This window comes from Vibrio artabrorum (assembly GCF_024347295.1).
GTDB lineage: Bacteria > Pseudomonadota > Gammaproteobacteria > Enterobacterales > Vibrionaceae > Vibrio > Vibrio artabrorum.
In genome coordinates this window covers 1,667,766-1,684,768 of record NZ_AP025458.1, presented here as the reverse complement: position 1 = coordinate 1,684,768, position 17,003 = coordinate 1,667,766, and the positions used below count along the sequence as shown (strand labels likewise).

The following is a 17,003-nucleotide window of genomic DNA, read 5'->3' as shown; positions in this document are numbered from 1 at the left end:
GCTTATTCATAAGCCCGTCCCTAGAGCTGATCGGAATCCGTAGCCTTGTTCTTTTTAAAGTATTTGATGACAGTCCAAATTACATAAGCGGCTACACCAACAATCAATGCGGAGCGAATGAGAATGGGTGCGTCATGTTCTAGTTTATTAACGTGCGGCACAATACTCGCAAATAATCGACTGGTAAAAAACAGCCCCATTACAAAGATGATAACTTTATTCATACGATTGGCCTTTCAATGAGTTGTATTTTACAGAACGAATTCATGGTCGCTTACTTTAATCGTGTCGCCAGGAGGGATTCTGCTCGGAAGGAAAAGCATGCGCTTCTCGAACGTGCTCGTCAACGCGATATTCTCTTTAAGCCAGTAAGCTAAAGTTTCGTTTTTGAAAGTAGTTTACTCTGATGGTGGCGTTTCGCTCTCAAGAGCGCTGGGAGGGGATGACATCGTCCAGTGAATTTGATTTTCCAGAATTATTATTCTGATTTATGATCGCATGCAATCTAGGGAGGACAAATGTCCTCCTTTTTGTTTCTAGTAGCGCAATAAGATAGGCGCTACAAAAAACAAATAATAAAGGACTCCCTTATGGACCTATTCGCCCTACTTGATATTAATAACACCTTAGTCAATATCCCAATAGGGGATGGCTATGCAATGAGTTGGATTGAAGCTTTCGGAACTGTGTTTGGCTTGCTTTGTATTTGGTTTGCGAGCCAAGAAAAAACCATAAACTACTTATTTGGATTGCTGAATGTCACCCTATTTGCGGTTATTTTTTTCCAAATTCAGTTATATGGATTGTTACTTCTTCAACTCTTTTTCTTTTGCGCCAACATATACGGTTGGTACGCATGGACACGCCCTAATGAGCAAGGTGAAACACTAGAAGTTCGTTGGTTGAGCCAAAATAAACTTGTGGCAACCGCCGCTGCAAGTGTGATTTCGATTGCACTACTTACTATGTATATCGACCCGTTCTTTTTTGCATTGGCACACATCGCGGTTGATAGTTTGAATCTTTTTGGTTCGGATTTAGCTGAGCCTGTACTTGAGCCGGATGCGTTCCCATTTTGGGATGCAACGATGACCGTTTTATCTATTGTTGCTCAAGTTCTGATGACACGTAAATATGTTGAAAACTGGATACTTTGGATTGTGATTAATATTATCAGCGTTGGTATTTATGCGACGCAGGGCGTTTACGCAATGTCTGTTCAATACGCAATCTTAATGTTTATTGCGGCAAACGGTACTCGTGAGTGGGCGAGAACTGCAAAACGAAACAGTGATAAATCACTGACTCAAGCAACAGTGTCTTAGGAGTGAAGATGGTAAAGCAACCTCATATCGGCGTTGATGAAACGCAAATTGCTCCGTTAACTATTGTTTGTGGTGAGCCTGATAGAGCAAATCGGATAGCAAGTTTGCTTGAGCACGCTGAACTGGTTTCTGAGAACCGAGAGTATCGAATTTTCACTGGTAGCTATCAAGGGAAAGCGATATCGGTTTGCAGTACCGGCATTGGTGCTCCTTCAATGATTATTGCGATAGAAGAGCTTAAGTTTTGTGGTGTGACTCATATTGTCAGAGTTGGGTCAGCAGGTGCGATGCAATCTCATATCGAGCTTGGTGAGCTTATTGTCGCAGAGGGCGCGGTTCGCGATGAAGGTGGCTCTGCGGCTTACGTTAGATCTTCGTATCCGGCTTATGCGAGTTTCTGTTTACTGAAAGAGCTAGATAAGTTCTTGCAGAAGCAAACAACACCTTATTATTTAGGCACTGTACGTTCACACGACAGTTTTTATACCGATGACGAACAGGCACTTTGTCAGTACTGGAATGGTAAAGGTATTTTGGGTGCAGACATGGAAACATCGGCACTGTTTACCGTGGGCCGCTTGAGAGGGCTTAACGTTGCTTCCATCTTGAATAACGTTGTCTTGTACGAACAAGATGTTAAAGAGGGGGTTGGGCAGTATGTTGATGAGGCAGAGGCAATGATGCAAGGAGAACGGTTAGCATCATTAGCGGCACTGGAAGCACTAATTGCTCAATGAGATCCTGAATAAGGATAGAAAGTAGAAGCGATGGGAGACCGTCGCTTTTTTATTGGGTTCTCTCCTGTGGTTTAAGTCGTTACAATCGCAGGTAACATCAACCGAAGTTAATGCAATGAGAGACTACCGGTATGAAGATCGCACCATACTCAAGCGGACGCTTTAAAAACTATCTAGAACAAAAAAGCTCAGAATTTAAGGACCTTATCTACCAACATCAAGTGAGCTCGCGTTATTTTGATAAAAATGATGAAATTCTGCGTCAAGGAGAACAGCTCCCATTTCTGTATGTCGTACCGGCTGGCCGAGTCTCGATGAGTATCTCAGCCGCTAATGGGCGACGATTTCAATTGGGTGAGGTGAATTGTGATTATCATATTTTCGGTGAGATGGAATTTTTCACTCAGACTTCTTGCCAGTGGAACGTAGTGGCTGATGAACACATGCAGGTTGATGTCATTTGCATTCAGAAACTAGCAGAAGCACTGCATCAAAATCCAGAGATGATGTTTTTCTTTGCTTCGGGATTGGCGGAAGATTATCAAGACTCGATGGGTATTTATACGAACCGTCTTTTACACTCAATTACCTACAACATTGCTTACGATTTACTGGTCCAAAACCAGGCTAATACGGTGTTAGGCGGTTTCGATAAAGTGAATCAAGAAGCTGAACGGTTTGGTACATCGAGCAGAGTGTATCGAAGAGCCGTCAAAGATCTACTCGATAAAGGCTTTATTAGAAAGGGCCTACAGGGGTTAGAAGTTATCGACCGACATGCACTGCAAGCCTTCATTGATTCATACGAATAGCAAAAAGAGTTTACTGATAATGCCGCGACTGGAAAAACCTTTGTAGTACGTGTTATCTCAACGATGTTGTATTTTTTATATTAGTGATAACGTATTAGCCAGAGCAAAAATATTTTCATTATTAGTTTCAATTATGCTTTTGAGTGAGAGTGTGGTTTATGTACCATTATCCTCTGTTGATGAAGCAGCTTCGTTTAAGAGCGCAGGTTATCGTTCAGATGGAGATAGCCCCTTAACTTTGGGTGAGAACGTCCAACGAATAAATGCCAACCGTTGGATAATTTTGTACCAAGAGGGTCAATGCGTGATCGGTGTTAATCTCACGACAGCAGGCAATGACATTCCAGCCACGCTGAGCGTATTGTTTAATAAGCTCAAGTCCTAAACCTCGATTTGCTCCAGTGATAAAAACCGTTTTCATAGTGTAGTGCCTAAGTTGATGCTAAATAAGAATGCACGGGTCAATGTTGAGTATTGACCCGTTCGAATAGAAATTAAGAGGCTTCTTTTACCAGTACAGTTTGTTTTAAACCCTGACTTTCTGCACGTTTATCAAAGCGTCCACTTATTCGAGTTAGAGCCAGCGCAACAAGTACGACTACGGCACCAATCCAAGGGGTATGCATCAATCCCATTTCAGACACAATCATACCGCCACCCCAAGAACCAAGAGCAATACCAACGTTAAACGCCGCAATGTTTAGACCCGATGCCACATCAACAGCATCAGGGGTGTATTTTTCAGCGAGCTTCACTACATAAACTTGCAAGCCAGGAACATTCCCGAATGCAAAAGCCCCCCAAACTAAGATGGTCGCCACCGCTGCGATAGGATTCACAGCCGTAAAGTTAAATACCACTAATACTGTCGCGAGTCCTGCAAAAATAATCGTCAGCGCTTTAATTGGCCCCATTTTGTCAGCCATTTTGCCACCTAAAATATTACCAATCGCAACAGATACACCGTATACCAGCATGATTAGGCTAATGGCATTCGCGCTAAATCCTGTTTCTTGTTGCAAAATTGGCGCAAGGAAAGTGAAAGCGGTAAATGTACCACCGTAGCCCAGTGCCGTGATCGCATAAACCAGTAGTAGCCTTGGTTGGGTTAACACTTTTAACTGTGATGATAGTTTAGCTGCGGCGGGTTGTTTCAGGTTATTTGGCACTAAGAAAGCACTACCGATCAACGCAATCAGTCCCAACAGCGCCACAATCAGAAAAGTCGATTGCCAACCAAAGGTTTGACCGATGTAAGTGCCGAGTGGCACGCCGGTCACTAGCGCAACGGTTAATCCTGTGAACATAATCGCAATCGCACTGGCGGCTTTTTCTTTGGCGACCAGTCCTGTCGCAATGGTTGAACCTATGGAGAAAAACACACCATGAGCTAAACCAGTCAAAATACGAGCGATAATCAGGGTGTTGTAACCGGGTGCTTGCCATGCCAATAAGTTGCCAGCGACAAACAGCGCCATGATACTCAACAGGACATGTTTGCGGTTCCATTTTCCAGTTAGTGCGGTTAAAACAGGTGCGCCAATCGCAACACCCAATGCATAAAGGCTGACCAACAGTCCTGCTGATGGTAGTGAGACATTTAAGTCAGAAGCCATGGTTGGGAGTAGCCCCACGATCACAAACTCTGTTGTTCCGATAGCAAAGGCGCTGAGCGTCAATGCGAGAAGTGCTAATGGCATATCATTTACTCTCTTGTTTGTTAGGTTCAACGACACAGCAGCGAATGTGCTTATCAAGGTGTTGCTGTGTCGTGATTTGTTGAGAGTATTCTGCGTGAAAATTACTTTGCAAAAAATAGGTTATTTAACAAATGATATTTGTTATAAATGCAATAATTAAACGTGAGCGGATAGAAAGATGGTAAGGCGTTATGCGTACAAAATCGGATGATTTAGAAATTCTGCTTACCGTGGTCGATACCGGCGGATTTACAGCGGCAGCAGAGAGTTTAGATATACAGGTGGCGCGGGTATCGCGAGCGGTGAGTAAGGTTGAGAGCCAACTTGGCGTGACAATATTAAACCGAACCACAAGACGGATTGAATTAACGGATGAGGGGCGGCAATTCGTTGATACGGTGCGAATAGGGCTGATGCAACTACAGCAAGCGGAAGATGAGCTCATATCCCGTGGAGAATTACCCAAAGGGCGGCTGCGTGTTGATGCCGCTAGTCCGTTTGTGTTTCATCAGTTAGTCCCACTCGTTCAGCCATTTAATCAAGCCTATCCTGATATTGAGTTGGAGTTGACCTCTAATGAAGGTTTTGTTGATTTACTAGAAAAGAAAACCGATATCGCTATTCGTATCGGTGCTTTGAGTGACTCAACATTACATGCGAAGCCTCTGGGCAGAAGTTTACTTTACATTGTGGCTTCACCTGATTATTTAGCAAAGCGTGGCTTTCCGAGTAAAAGTCGTGATTTGGAACATCACGATACCATCGGGTTTTCAACACCAAAAACACTTAATGAATGGCCTCTGAAAGGATTCTCCGGGCTGATACCAACACTGACCTCAAGTAACGGTGAAACGGTGAGACAGCTTGCTTTGATGGGAAATGGTATCGCCTGTCTATCCGGTTTCATGGTGAAGAAAGACATTGCCGAAGGGCGATTAATTCCATTATTAGAAGGCGAAAAAATCAGTCATTTTGGCCGAGAGCAAATTAATGCGGTTTACTATAAGTCCTCCTCCGTTGCCAAGAGGATCTCTGCTTTCATTGATTTTATTCAGCCGAATCTGGATCTGTAGTTCGTTTAAAGCGAGGTAACTTCTTACCTCGCTTGGCCTATTTCTTCGAACATCTTGGACAAAACAGAGACCTATAAAAGTCGATGATACATCGACATCTAACCAGACCATGACGGGATCATGTTTAGACTGTTGCAATTTTAACAAATATTATTGGTCTTTGTTGTTATCAATGTAATACAGCGGATTTGTTAGTATCCCTCTCAAGACATTAAGAGGAATGACTTTGTCTAAATCCCTTTTTAAACCTTTCATTGACCACTTACATAGTGATAACCAAAAAAAAGGAGCACTATAGAGTGCTCCAAAGAAAAAGGGCAGTGTTTGGCTTACCTTAAGCAGTGGCGAACTTGTAAGTGCGGTATCCGCCAATCAGGTTACGGGCTTTGAAGCCGTGGTTGACTAACTGACGGTATGCCACGTTGCCACGTAAGCCAACTTGACAATAAATCACAATCTCTTTGTCTTTTGGCAGTTCGTTCATTCGTTGACGCAGTTGGTCGACAGGGATGTTAATGGCATCTTTGATAAAGCCAACATTTTCAAGCTCGCCAGGGTTACGTACATCAAGCAGCACTTGCTCGTCAGTCAAAGAGTCCATTTCATCAAAGTGAATCGGAGTTGAGTCACCCTTGATGATGTTGTTTGCTACAAAGGCCGCTTGGTTGATCACATCTTTGGCACTGCCATATGGCGGCGCGTAGGTCAGTTCTAGGTGTTGAAGTTGCTCGACGGTCATGCCCGCGCGTTGGGCTACCGCCATTACATCAATTCGCTTATCGACGCCATCTTTGCCCACCGCTTGCGCACCTAGGATCTTGCCTGTTTTTGGATCGAACAACATTTTGAACGAGACAATCTCAGCGCCAGGGTAGTAGCTCGCGTGGCTAGCGGTGTGAACGTAAACTTTTTCATAGTTTATACCATCACGTTTAAGTTGCTTCTCGTTCTTACCCGTTGAGGCTACTGCTAGGTCGAAGATCTTACAGATAGCGGTGCCTTGTGTACCTTGATAGGTTTCATTGCGTCCGAACATGTTGTCGGCAGCCATACGACCTTGACGGTTGGCAGGGCCAGCAAGCGGAACCAGAGTTTGTGCACTTGTGACAAAGTCTTTTTCTTCCACTGCATCACCGACGGCGTAGATACTAGGATCGCTCGTCTGCATCATTTCATTGGTGTAAATACCACCTAGTGCACCAATTTGTAGTCCTGCTTCTTTTGCTAACTTAGTCTCAGGACGTACACCGATAGCCATGATTAAGATGTCGGTGGTTAACGACTCGCCATTGTTGAGAGTCAGATTTAACTCACCTTCAATATGCTGGTGTTCGGTATCTTCACCAGAGCCAATGTTGGCAATATGTTCGTTTGGAACGTACTCAACCGCTTGAAGCGCAACGCCTAGTTTAAGGTCAATGCCTTTCTCGCGAATTTCAGCGTGAGCAACCCCCGCCATTTCTCGGTCAACAGGGGTCATCACTTGGTCAGCCATCTCAATAAGCGTGGTTTTAATTCCCAACTGATGGAAGGCTTCCATCATTTCTAGGCCAATGAACCCGCCGCCAACAACGGTTGCGTGTTCTGGCTTGTTCATCTGGATGGTTTGAATGATGCGATCCATATCAGGAATGTTACGTAGCGAGTGCGTCAGCGGGTTATCGATACCAGGGATTGGCGGAACGATAGGGCCAGCGCCAGGGCTAAGGAGCAAGAAGTCGTAGCTTTCCGTATACTCACTATTATCCAGTAGGTTCTTAACCATAACCTGCTTATTGTGTCGGTCGATAGATATGACTTCGTTCATAACACGAACATCAACGTTAAAGCGAGCTAAGAAGCTTTCTGGCGTTTGCAGGAGGAGCTTACTTCTATCCTGAATATCACCACCAATATGATACGGCAATCCGCAGTTGGCAAAAGAAACAAAGGGACCTCGTTCGAACATGATGATGTCTGCATTTTCGCTAAGGCGGCGTGCACGTGCAGCCGTTGATGCACCTCCAGCTACGCCTCCGATGATTACAATTTTAGTCATTTGTTTACCTATTGTTGTCTCTAAGTTTAACGATACCCATTGCCGAGCATAGAGCTTTATCTTGTGTTGTTGCTGTCTAGTCGCCGACCATTAAGTGGTTTCTAAAGTACCCATTGATTATAAAGTTGAATATTAGCTTTGTCTAATATTAATTGTATGGATCAACACGTTGTGATTTTGGTTGTGTTTTTGATTGGAAGGTCCGTTGTTGCAAGAAAATGAGTCAAAGTGCAGTGCTGAATGTCGAAAATGCCTCAATGGAGAGGCATTTTGATAGGCGAGGGCGTCGGTTTGAATCGCAGAGGTTATCTTGTGTTGAGTGTTAAACCTTTGGGCATAATTCGTCCGCACGCGCTCGCGTAATTAGCAAGCTTTCGCTATATCAAAAGAGGCATTGATGTGACGACTGATCGCGATATGTAGATTTTGCTCGTATTGATCCAACCAAGCATAGCGTTCACGATACAATTTTCGTTTCTGGCGCTTAAGTGGTTCAAGATCTTTTCTTGTGGACTTGAGGGGGAGAATATAGAAACACTTGGTATGTTGTTGTCCCTCGTGCTCTTCCCACAATTCATTATAACGAAGACTGATTGTTTTTGCTTTCTTACCATAGCGCAAAGCATTGTATATATGTCCAGATTCGTTAACTGCGTAAATATGGTTGATGCTCAAGCTGGAGGCGATCAATCGCAGACTTTCAACCATGAATGATTTTGGTCTCAACCCATAAAAGGCCTTTGTGAATGTTCGGCTGAAACCATTGTCATTGGCTGCTCCTTGCACCCCACCAATATAGATATCATTGTTAAACACAGTAAATGAGATGGTGTACATTTTATTCAACATCGCGTCAGTTAGGGAAAGGGTCAGCTCACCTTCTTTTCTCGCATTTCGCTCGAAACTCAGATTCAATAAATAGGTGTCTTCATTTATCTCTAACGTTAAAAGATTGAGTGTCTCATTAACTATTTGATGGCGAGCGACTTGGGTGAACTTATCTTCAAACCAATCGTAATGCTTTGATAGTATATCGATTTTTTCATTTTTTTTAAAATCGACACACAAATAAGGGGTGATAAATTTAGACAGAAAGTTAGGCTGTTTTTTAAATAAAAGTTTTCTCTCACTAGAACTGAAGTTCTCACTCATTTTTTTTGTTTCTGAATAATAAAACAGCGCACGAACAGTAAACTTAGCTATTGCTTTGTATTTGCCTTTATTCTTGTGGATATTCGCGTCAATCCCCATACGAATTACATTCATAATCACCTCAAAACAAGAAGCGTTACACGGGCAGATATATGCTGCGAATCGCTTCTTCTATTTCATCAATATTAGTGCTGCTGATGATAGCGAAAAGCGCAATTTGGATATGTATGGGTATGTATGGGTATGTAAGCAAGTCCGTTACTTACTGCTAGAGCTGGAATGATGTTTGATTGAAAGGTGTTGGATGAAATTTCTGCTAGATTTTATTCTCTAAATCGAAAATGCCACTACAGGGTGTAGTGGCATTCGAACGATAACAAACTATAACTCTAACAGTTTGGCCAATTCGCGCTGTTCAAGGATCTCTTCAATACGTTGACGAGTCTTAGGCGCTTCGACCATTGTTTTCGTGGGCTTAGCCGCTTTTTTACTGCGGCTAGCTGAAGTTTTTGCTTTCGTTATAGACATTGTAATCTTCCTTGGATTCTACGTTGAGTTCGTCATTGCACGATGTGTTACATGACACTTTTAGTGCTTTATAAACGCGGGTGTTTATAATGTTGAAACTTGAATTTTTTCTCCAGTTCTTGGGTGATGGTCAGTACGATCAGCACGGGAATTTACTTTTGAAGTGGCTAAACCCAAGGATAGCGGCCTCATGCCTCTTTGCTAAATCGAAAAAACACCCTCAACAGTCGCAGATAGTGCTTGCTTCACGTCCGAGCGTGTTTCATCTTATCAATAAGAGCTGAAATAGTGTTAATATCTGGATAAAACTTTGTCAATTAATCAACAAAATTGAGCGTGAACTCACCAGTTATTATAACCGAATGCAATTCTTTAGCTATTGGTTATTTTGAGGGGGGTTATTTCTGAGAACATGAGAGCGATAATTTGAATGATTGAGTCTATTGGTATCACCAATGATAAGTTGGTATTTCATCGCTTGATTTAACGAGAAAGTTGAAGCAAAAAAGCCCAGTATTGAACTGGGCTTGATGGTAATGGGAGATGCGTAGGTAGAGTGTTATCTCGTGATGAATATTTTCTCTGTTTCTAGTGATGTCATCGCGCGGACTTGACGCCAAATATAGTAGAAAATGCCGAGCATCATCAACATGCTTGGGATAGCGATTGCCGGATAGCTGTAAAGCGTCAATTTACCAAGTTCTTCATTGAAGGCCGCGGTGCCAGCAGGGCTTGTTACGATCCAAGTCGCGAGGAAGTAGTTCATCGCAGAAGAGAACGCAAAAGTACTCGCGAATAAATAGTTTGAAGTCATTAAGCAACGATCAAATTTTGCTTGGTTACCGAACTCTCTTAAGCGCTCTTCAATAAGAGAGATGTTTAACAGAGCGGGGGTGAAGATAACTTTTTGGATAAACGGGTAGCGAGTGAAGGTTGAGCCAAGAACCGCTAAGCCAATTAGGCCAGGTATTAATGCTTCTTTTAGAGCTAACCAACGCGTATCTAACTCGAAGAAGCCAATCCCGCCCGTCAATAACACACTCACAAAGCCAAGCGCTGCGATGAAGTTGAACTTCTTGTTGCGTATTAACTCCATGCCACCGTAAGCTATAGGGAAGGCAAGGGCGACAAGCAGTGCTAATCCTGTCCCGAGATGCTCTTCTCCGCTGAATTTCATTAAGATAAATGAAGGGAGAAAGACGTTAAAAATGATTTCGAAAAGAGGACTCGATTTTTTTTGTTCTGTATTACTCATAATTTCTAAATACATTGTGTTATGGGTTTATTCTCAGGGATTGTTGTTTACCTCGCCCAAGATGTAAAGCCTTAAGGTATCGTGCTGTGTAACGACATGTGACACTAACGACATCTTTGAATATATATCATGCCCGATTTAAGCGTTCGTTTACCGATTTAGTATGACAATGTGATCGATGAATGAACGGTTGTACGTGTTCTGAATACAGATATTGATAATACAACGGGTTGACTAGTTTATTCATTTCTTTTAAAACATAAAATATATACAACGTTCAGTCATATTGGCAACGAAATCGTTATGCCATGGTCATTACTTCTCAATTATAGGTTTCCTCATGTTAAAGAAACTCTCGCTTAAAAATAAGCTGGCGATATCAGCTAGTATAGCCATCATCCTCGGGGGGATTTTGGTCGAAGCTCTTTCTTTTCGTTCATCATTGGAACGCCTTGATACTGATGTTGCACAACGCTTAGAAGGCACGTCTGCTTCTTACAATCAATACGTAGCGGACTGGATATTATCTAAAGAGCGCGCGCTGACATCGCTTCCGCAGGAATTAAAGCAAGAGAGTTTAGTGACTCACCTTAAACAAGTTCGTGATTCTGCCTCTTTTGATAATGTGTTCTTAGCATTTGCTGATGGTTCTCAGCAAAACGCAAATGGCGTCGTGTTACCACCGGGTAATGATGACCCTCGACAATGGGGTTGGTACACCAATGCCGTAGCGAATCCAAGTAAAGTGTTCATGGATAACCCAACGGTTGCTGCGGCGACTGGGGCGAATGTTGTTTCACTAGGTAGCGCAATGCAGTTGCATGGTGAGCAAGTTGTTTTGGGTGCGGATGTCGAGATTACCGACATTATTGATAGCCTGACAAAAGTGGTTCTTCCTGGTGAAGGCTATATGTTTATCGCGACCAATAAAGGCACCGTTTACACGCATCCAGATACTAAGTTATTGAATAAGAATATTAGCTCTTTAGGGCTAGATTTTGCTGATGTTCAAAAGGCGCTCGCGAGCAAAACAGAGATAACCATCGAGTTAAATGGTGATGACTATATTCTTTATGCGAGCGCGATAAAGGGAACGAATCTAATTTCGGTAAGCGTGGTCAATCATGACTCTTTGGTAGCACCGTTATTTGATGCGGTAGCCGGCCAAGTGTTAGCGACGTTACTTGTTGTACTTGTCTGTATCGTGCTGTTTAACCTGTTGTGTACTATGCTATTCCGCCCGCTTAATCATGTTTCGAAAGCGTTGGCTCAAATTGCCAATGGCAGTGGTGACCTAACTCAACGTATTCGTGTTGAAAACCAAGATGAAGTAGGGGAGCTAGCGCATAACTTCAATACGTTTGTTGACAGCTTACAGCAATTGATTAGTCATATTCGTGGTCAGTCTGAACAGTTAAATAGCCAATCAGAGCAAACGACTCAGCGTGCGAACCGCTCTGTTGATGAACTTAACCATCAGCAGCAAGAAATCACGATGGTCGCGACAGCTGTCACTGAAATGGCCTGTGCAACGCAAGAAATCGCATCCCATGCCGAGCAAACGGCAAAGGCTGCGCAAGATTCCGCGTCGAGTACCAATAGCGGTCATGCGTTAGTTGTCGATACAAAAGGTTCGATCAATAACCTAGCAAATGAAGTGAATGAAGCGGGTAAAGTGATCAGTGAACTGAATAAACACGCTCAAGAGATCTCAACAGTGTTAGCGACGATTCAAGGTATTGCTGAACAGACGAACTTACTTGCTCTTAATGCTGCAATAGAAGCGGCTCGTGCGGGTGAACAAGGACGTGGCTTCGCCGTCGTAGCCGATGAGGTTCGCGTTCTTTCTCAGCGTACTCACTCCTCAACTGAGGAGATTAAGTCGACGATTGATATTCTGCAGAAAACAACGGGTCAAGCGGTTGAACTCATGGAAAGTAGCTCTAAGCTTGCTGTACATTCCGTAGAAGATGCAGACCGAGCTTCACACGCATTAGAAGAGATCAATACCGCGGTTGCATTGATCAGCGATATGGCGACACAAATCGCTACCGCAGCTGAAGAGCAAACTCATGTGACGGGTGAAATTACTCAAAACATTACATCGATTAAAGATGTGACTGATCAGTTGGTGGCCGGGTCACAAGAAAGCCTAACTGAGTCGAATGAGCTTAAGAACCAAGCGGCAGGTCTGAGTGACAAAGTTGCAACGTTTAAGCTTGCTTAAAGGCATTGTTCGTTGATGTTTGATCGGCGAGTTAGTGGCTAGCAACACCCAAAGCGACGTAAATTACGTCGCTTTTTTGTATCCTCTTAATAAGAGGAGTGTATACACAAACCTTAGTTGCGATAGTCACGAGACAATGCGTGGTTTCGGTGTCGCTGACGGTTAGCTTTTCATTAGAACTAAATACTAAAATGAGACGGAGATGCTTGCTTGTGCTGGTGGTTAAGTAACCTCTGTTGAGTTTGACATCAAATCAAGTGACTGATTTTATTAGATATAGAATTAAAGATTAAAAATTTAACATCGAGCACTTAAAGTTCTAAATTCTGTATTTTTTAACATTACTGGTATATAACTCTTTTTGGGGTGTTTGTGTGGAGCTTATTTCGCTATATATGTGAAATTGGGAGTGGGTTATCTTGCTGATTATAAATAATAATTTAATAGTTAAGATAAAAAAGTTGGCGAAAATCAGAAGCTTGGCATACACTTTCGTTGTGAACGACCTTATCTCATTGATTGAATAGGGTAAATGCTTTGGCGCTACTGCGATAGTAGCAATGTTTAACATAGCTTTGAGGAAAGTTTTATGGCACTCACGAAGGCCGATTTGGCTGAGAACCTGTTTGATACACTCGGATATAGCAAGCGGGATGCCAAGGAAACGGTTGAAGTGTTTTTCGAGGAAGTTCGTAAAGCACTTGAAAATGGCGAACAGGTAAAACTGTCTGGCTTTGGTAACTTTGATCTTCGCGAGAAAAACGAGCGACCGGGTCGTAACCCAAAAACGGGTGAAGACATTCCCATTTCTGCTCGACGTGTTGTGACTTTTAGACCGGGTCAGAAACTGAAGGCTCGAGTCGAAAATATTAAAATCGAGAAATAGCCAAGCAATAGACCACGCCTAGCGTGGTCTTTTTATATCTGAAGAATCAAAAAAAAGAGCTGCGATTCATGCAGCCCTTCAAGTTTAAATTTTTTACAACAGAGACGTATACGATGGGTACCCTCGTCGGCCTCAATGTATCACGCGGCTTTAATGTGCGTTGTAATGTAGGGTTGCCATGCTTGTTGGTAAAGTTCAAGAGATTGACGTCTCAAGCTATTAATTTGCGCGGCTTCTATGTCGTTAACCGGGCGTTTTTCTGCAATAGCGTGGCGTTCAATACCTTGAATGATTTCGTATAGCTCATGCTCTGGGCCACTTTTTACATCAGCAATCGCTTTCAAGTGAAGTTGAACCTCTGCGATGATGTTGGTTTTTGGCAAACGAACCAATAGGTTAAGGTCACGGTAGCCTGAATCCGCTGGGGACTTAAACTTGTTTTTTACTTTTACGACATCCGCTTCACGGCTTAGTGCTTCGTAAACTTCAACCAAACTTTCCACATCATTGGCAATAATGGTTGCGCGGGCTAAGTCGGTAATTCTTGTGACATTGCCATCCAACTCTAAGTCGATCTTCTCTTTTGCACGAGATTGAGATTTCACCCCTGCGAATAGTGCTTCAGAGTGAGTCAGTAGGGCGGTACTTCTACAGATAGTTTCCAATTCAGCTTGTGCTTGGTGTGCTTTGCTGTAAAGGATATCGAAATCAGAATAGGGTTGCGTCGGACGTGAGTCGAATGCTTTGATACCGTATAAGCCACTCAGGCTGTGGCGAAATACGTTTGATGACACTTGGTTTTGCGCTGGAGTGCGCGATTGAACTGTTGAATTCGTTGAAACTGGTGCGGCTGCGAATGCAGGCGCTCGGCTCAATACCAAAAGCATTAGGGCCGTCGTACGGAGAAATACACTCATTCAAACTCCAAAATACAAGGTTACAAAAACGGGTATTCAAAAGGGGGTAACCAGTAAAACATAAGAGTGAAAACAGCTTAACGACACCAACTAATCTCGCTATATATTAGATGGGGCCTGTTAAGATAGAAACCAACTCTAACGTTTAATATTGCTTTAAAATGTGAAGATATAGACAAATTATTTAAGTAATTTTTCCCATATTTTGAGAACTTTGAACTGCAGCAGTCAACTTTCTCAACGGGTGTTGTTTGCTATTCTGACTCTGCTATTTTTTACGTTAAAACTCAGCGAAGGTTGCTCTTATTCATCGATACTGTACCCTTGTATTATCACTGTTTAACATGAACGAAAGATGAATAATCCTGAATTTTGGCACAATAAATGGGCTGCCAACCAAATTGGTTTCCACCTTGAAGATGTAAACCCGCTTCTTATCGAATTTTGGGAAAAGACTAACCCAAGCTACGACAAAAGTGTCTTCGTGCCTCTTTGTGGTAAGAGTGAAGATTTAATTTGGTTAGCAACCAAGCACGAACAGGTTCAAGGTGTTGAATTAAGCCAAATTGCGGTTCGTGCCTTTTTCTCTGAGCATTTGTACACACCAACAGTGACTCAAATCAGTGGTCAGCACGAGCTTTATCAATTCGATGAATTGAGTATTTATACGGGCGATTATTTCACCGCGCCAATCCAGCCGGTCGACATTATTTATGATCGTGCTTCGCTGGTGGCATTACCTGAAGAGATGCGAGTTCAGTACGTCGCGCGTTTGAAGCAACTGTTGAAACCGAGTGGTACGATCTTACTGGTGACATTGGATTACGAACAAAGCGAGATGGCGGGGCCTCCGTTTAGCGTACCTCTGTCAGAGATCGAACGGTTATTTGTCGGCTATAAAATTACGTTGTTAAATCAAGATATCGCCGACGATAAACACCCAAAGATTACGAAGAAAGGTTTGTCTCGATTCAGTGAAGAGGTGTATTTGATTGAGTCTATTGCTTAGGTTTAGCTTGCTGAATTCGATGACAAGATAAAAGACAAAAATACGGGCTAAATAGCCCGTATTTTTATTGTTCAGAGGTGAAGGCTGTATGGCTCAGATAGAGACACCATCAGTAAATGACTTTTACTTTTGAAGCGCTTTCAATTGCATCTTCAATCGCGGTCTCTGTGCTATTACGGCGAGTTAACGCGACACCAAGGCGACGGCGACCATCAATGTCTGGCTTACCAAATAGACGAACTTGCGTTTGTGGTGCATCTAGCGCTTCTGCAAGCCCTTCAAAGCGGATGTTTGTTGATGTGCCTTGACCCAGAATAACCGCTGATGCACACGGGCCGTATTGCGTGATGGATTTAATTGGCATACCCGTAAATGCGCGTACATGCAGCGCAAATTCAGATGAGTCTTGAGACATCAAGGTTACTAAACCGGTATCGTGTGGGCGAGGGGACACTTCATTGAAAATGACATGATCACCTTTAACAAACAGTTCCACACCAAAGATACCGTAACCGCCTAGTGCGTTAACCACTTGCCCTGCGGTGTATTGCGCTGCTTTTAAAGCGTTGTCTGACATGATTTGTGGCTGCCATGACTCGCGGTAGTCACCGTCTTCTTGGCGGTGGCCGATAGGCGCACAGAAATGAATGCCGTCTACTGCTCGAACGGTTAATAGTGTGATTTCGTAATCAAAGTCGATAAAGCCTTCAACGATGACACGACCCGCGCCAGTGCGACCACCATCTTGCGCGTAATCCCAAGACTTTTGAATATCTTCTTCTGTTTTGATGACGCTTTGGCCTTTGCCTGAAGAGCTCATCACGGGTTTCACGACACAAGGCATGCCCACAAATTCGACCGCAGCGGCGAAATCTTCAAAGGTGTCAGCAAAACGGTACGGAGATGTGCTCAACTCTAACGTTTCTGCGGCTAGGCGACGAATGCCTTCGCGGTTCATCGTCAGTTTCGTCGCGTTCGCTGTTGGAACGACATTCAATCCTTTTGCTTCAAGCTCCACGAGTTTACCGGTGGCAATCGCTTCGATTTCTGGTACTACGTAATCGGGTTTTTCGAGCTCAATAATGGCTTCTAACGCATCAGCGTCTAACATATCGAACACATGACTGCGATGCGCCACTTGCATAGCGGGTGCGTCTTCATAACGGTCACATGCAATCACTTCCAAACCTAAACGTTGGCACTCAATAGCGACTTCTTTGCCGAGTTCGCCTGAACCTAATAGAAGTACACGAGTAGCATTTTCACGAATAGCGGTACCAAACATAGACATTCCTTCCGATCTTTTAAACGAGTGATTGAAAACGGTGTGATCATACTTATTTG

General features: G+C 43.3%; 16 protein-coding genes. 7 read left to right on the top strand and 9 right to left on the bottom strand.

Features of this window, described 5'->3' with window-relative positions:
- Nucleotides 1-20 precede the first annotated feature (20 nt).
- Entirely contained in the window at nucleotides 21-224 is a 204-nt protein-coding gene (locus tag OCU36_RS07580; protein WP_261837451.1) for a hypothetical protein, read from the bottom strand.
- Between the two features lie 366 nt (nucleotides 225-590).
- On the opposite strand from OCU36_RS07580, the gene pnuC reads away from it, so the two are divergent.
- From pnuC to OCU36_RS07565, 3 genes are all read left to right on the top strand, one after another.
- Nucleotides 591-1,325 (top strand): nicotinamide riboside transporter PnuC, encoded by a 735-nt coding sequence (pnuC, locus tag OCU36_RS07575; protein WP_261837450.1) that lies wholly within the window; start codon nucleotides 591-593, stop codon nucleotides 1,323-1,325.
- A gap of 8 nt (nucleotides 1,326-1,333) precedes the next feature.
- The gene (locus OCU36_RS07570) at nucleotides 1,334-2,062 is read left to right on the top strand and encodes a nucleoside phosphorylase (protein WP_261837449.1); all 729 of its coding nucleotides are present in this window, start codon (nucleotides 1,334-1,336) and stop codon (nucleotides 2,060-2,062) included.
- A gap of 131 nt (nucleotides 2,063-2,193) precedes the next feature.
- Nucleotides 2,194-2,874, top strand: coding sequence for a Crp/Fnr family transcriptional regulator (locus OCU36_RS07565; protein ID WP_261837448.1), 681 nt, complete (start codon nucleotides 2,194-2,196; stop codon nucleotides 2,872-2,874).
- Nucleotides 2,875-3,106: 232 nt separating this feature from the next.
- Here the strand turns inward: OCU36_RS07565 and OCU36_RS07560 are convergent, their stop codons facing one another.
- Complete coding sequence (locus tag OCU36_RS07560; RefSeq protein ID WP_372065830.1) at nucleotides 3,107-3,295, bottom strand: SDR family NAD(P)-dependent oxidoreductase; 189 nt, start codon at nucleotides 3,293-3,295, stop codon at nucleotides 3,107-3,109.
- A 73-nt stretch (nucleotides 3,296-3,368) separates the two neighbouring features.
- Entirely contained in the window at nucleotides 3,369-4,574 is a 1,206-nt protein-coding gene (locus tag OCU36_RS07555) for an MFS transporter (protein ID WP_261837447.1), read from the bottom strand.
- Between the two features lie 191 nt (nucleotides 4,575-4,765).
- On the opposite strand from OCU36_RS07555, the gene OCU36_RS07550 reads away from it, so the two are divergent.
- On the top strand, nucleotides 4,766-5,647 hold the full coding sequence (locus OCU36_RS07550; protein ID WP_261837446.1) for a LysR family transcriptional regulator: 882 nt from the start codon (nucleotides 4,766-4,768) through the stop codon (nucleotides 5,645-5,647).
- 334 nt (nucleotides 5,648-5,981) lie between these two features.
- Here the strand turns inward: OCU36_RS07550 and OCU36_RS07545 are convergent, their stop codons facing one another.
- From OCU36_RS07545 to OCU36_RS07530, 4 genes are all read right to left on the bottom strand, one after another.
- On the bottom strand, nucleotides 5,982-7,685 hold the full coding sequence (locus tag OCU36_RS07545) for an FAD-dependent oxidoreductase (protein ID WP_261837445.1): 1,704 nt from the start codon (nucleotides 7,683-7,685) through the stop codon (nucleotides 5,982-5,984).
- 363 nt (nucleotides 7,686-8,048) lie between these two features.
- Nucleotides 8,049-8,951 (bottom strand): VirK/YbjX family protein, encoded by a 903-nt coding sequence (locus OCU36_RS07540; protein WP_261837444.1) that lies wholly within the window; start codon nucleotides 8,949-8,951, stop codon nucleotides 8,049-8,051.
- A gap of 267 nt (nucleotides 8,952-9,218) precedes the next feature.
- Nucleotides 9,219-9,365 (bottom strand): hypothetical protein, encoded by a 147-nt coding sequence (locus OCU36_RS07535; protein ID WP_261837443.1) that lies wholly within the window; start codon nucleotides 9,363-9,365, stop codon nucleotides 9,219-9,221.
- Nucleotides 9,366-9,924: 559 nt separating this feature from the next.
- A complete protein-coding gene (locus tag OCU36_RS07530) occupies nucleotides 9,925-10,620 on the bottom strand; it encodes a VC0807 family protein (protein WP_261837442.1) in 696 nt (231 codons plus the stop codon).
- A 340-nt stretch (nucleotides 10,621-10,960) separates the two neighbouring features.
- On the opposite strand from OCU36_RS07530, the gene OCU36_RS07525 reads away from it, so the two are divergent.
- Together OCU36_RS07525 and ihfA are read left to right on the top strand one after the other, a co-directional pair.
- Entirely contained in the window at nucleotides 10,961-12,847 is a 1,887-nt protein-coding gene (locus OCU36_RS07525; protein ID WP_261837441.1) for a methyl-accepting chemotaxis protein, read from the top strand.
- A 589-nt stretch (nucleotides 12,848-13,436) separates the two neighbouring features.
- A complete protein-coding gene (gene ihfA / locus OCU36_RS07520; RefSeq protein WP_261837440.1) occupies nucleotides 13,437-13,733 on the top strand; it encodes an integration host factor subunit alpha in 297 nt (98 codons plus the stop codon).
- 140 nt (nucleotides 13,734-13,873) lie between these two features.
- On the opposite strand, the gene OCU36_RS07515 is transcribed toward ihfA, so the two are convergent.
- Entirely contained in the window at nucleotides 13,874-14,650 is a 777-nt protein-coding gene (locus tag OCU36_RS07515) for a RelA/SpoT domain-containing protein (RefSeq protein ID WP_261837439.1), read from the bottom strand.
- A 355-nt stretch (nucleotides 14,651-15,005) separates the two neighbouring features.
- Between OCU36_RS07515 and OCU36_RS07510 the strand changes: the two genes are divergently transcribed.
- Nucleotides 15,006-15,659, top strand: coding sequence for a thiopurine S-methyltransferase (locus OCU36_RS07510; RefSeq protein WP_261837438.1), 654 nt, complete (start codon nucleotides 15,006-15,008; stop codon nucleotides 15,657-15,659).
- 109 nt (nucleotides 15,660-15,768) lie between these two features.
- Here the strand turns inward: OCU36_RS07510 and purT are convergent, their stop codons facing one another.
- Nucleotides 15,769-16,944, bottom strand: a complete 1,176-nt coding sequence (gene purT, locus OCU36_RS07505; RefSeq protein ID WP_261837437.1) for a formate-dependent phosphoribosylglycinamide formyltransferase — start codon at nucleotides 16,942-16,944, stop codon at nucleotides 15,769-15,771.
- Nucleotides 16,945-17,003 lie beyond the last annotated feature (59 nt).

Bases quoted from the DNA above. Each gene is read 5' to 3' on its own strand.
- OCU36_RS07580 (WP_261837451.1), bottom strand. From the start codon at position 224: ATGAATAAAGTTATCATCTTTGTAATGGGGCTGTTTTTTACCAGTCGA.
- pnuC (WP_261837450.1), top strand. From the start codon at position 591: ATGGACCTATTCGCCCTACTTGATATTAATAACACCTTAGTCAATATC.
- OCU36_RS07570 (WP_261837449.1), top strand. From the start codon at position 1,334: ATGGTAAAGCAACCTCATATCGGCGTTGATGAAACGCAAATTGCTCCG.
- OCU36_RS07565 (WP_261837448.1), top strand. From the start codon at position 2,194: ATGAAGATCGCACCATACTCAAGCGGACGCTTTAAAAACTATCTAGAA.
- OCU36_RS07560 (WP_372065830.1), bottom strand. From the start codon at position 3,295: ATGAAAACGGTTTTTATCACTGGAGCAAATCGAGGTTTAGGACTTGAG.
- OCU36_RS07555 (WP_261837447.1), bottom strand. From the start codon at position 4,574: ATGCCATTAGCACTTCTCGCATTGACGCTCAGCGCCTTTGCTATCGGA.
- OCU36_RS07550 (WP_261837446.1), top strand. From the start codon at position 4,766: ATGCGTACAAAATCGGATGATTTAGAAATTCTGCTTACCGTGGTCGAT.
- OCU36_RS07545 (WP_261837445.1), bottom strand. From the start codon at position 7,685: ATGACTAAAATTGTAATCATCGGAGGCGTAGCTGGAGGTGCATCAACG.
- OCU36_RS07540 (WP_261837444.1), bottom strand. From the start codon at position 8,951: ATGAATGTAATTCGTATGGGGATTGACGCGAATATCCACAAGAATAAA.
- OCU36_RS07535 (WP_261837443.1), bottom strand. From the start codon at position 9,365: ATGTCTATAACGAAAGCAAAAACTTCAGCTAGCCGCAGTAAAAAAGCG.
- OCU36_RS07530 (WP_261837442.1), bottom strand. From the start codon at position 10,620: ATGAGTAATACAGAACAAAAAAAATCGAGTCCTCTTTTCGAAATCATT.
- OCU36_RS07525 (WP_261837441.1), top strand. From the start codon at position 10,961: ATGTTAAAGAAACTCTCGCTTAAAAATAAGCTGGCGATATCAGCTAGT.
- ihfA (WP_261837440.1), top strand. From the start codon at position 13,437: ATGGCACTCACGAAGGCCGATTTGGCTGAGAACCTGTTTGATACACTC.
- OCU36_RS07515 (WP_261837439.1), bottom strand. From the start codon at position 14,650: ATGAGTGTATTTCTCCGTACGACGGCCCTAATGCTTTTGGTATTGAGC.
- OCU36_RS07510 (WP_261837438.1), top strand. From the start codon at position 15,006: ATGAATAATCCTGAATTTTGGCACAATAAATGGGCTGCCAACCAAATT.
- purT (WP_261837437.1), bottom strand. From the start codon at position 16,944: ATGTTTGGTACCGCTATTCGTGAAAATGCTACTCGTGTACTTCTATTA.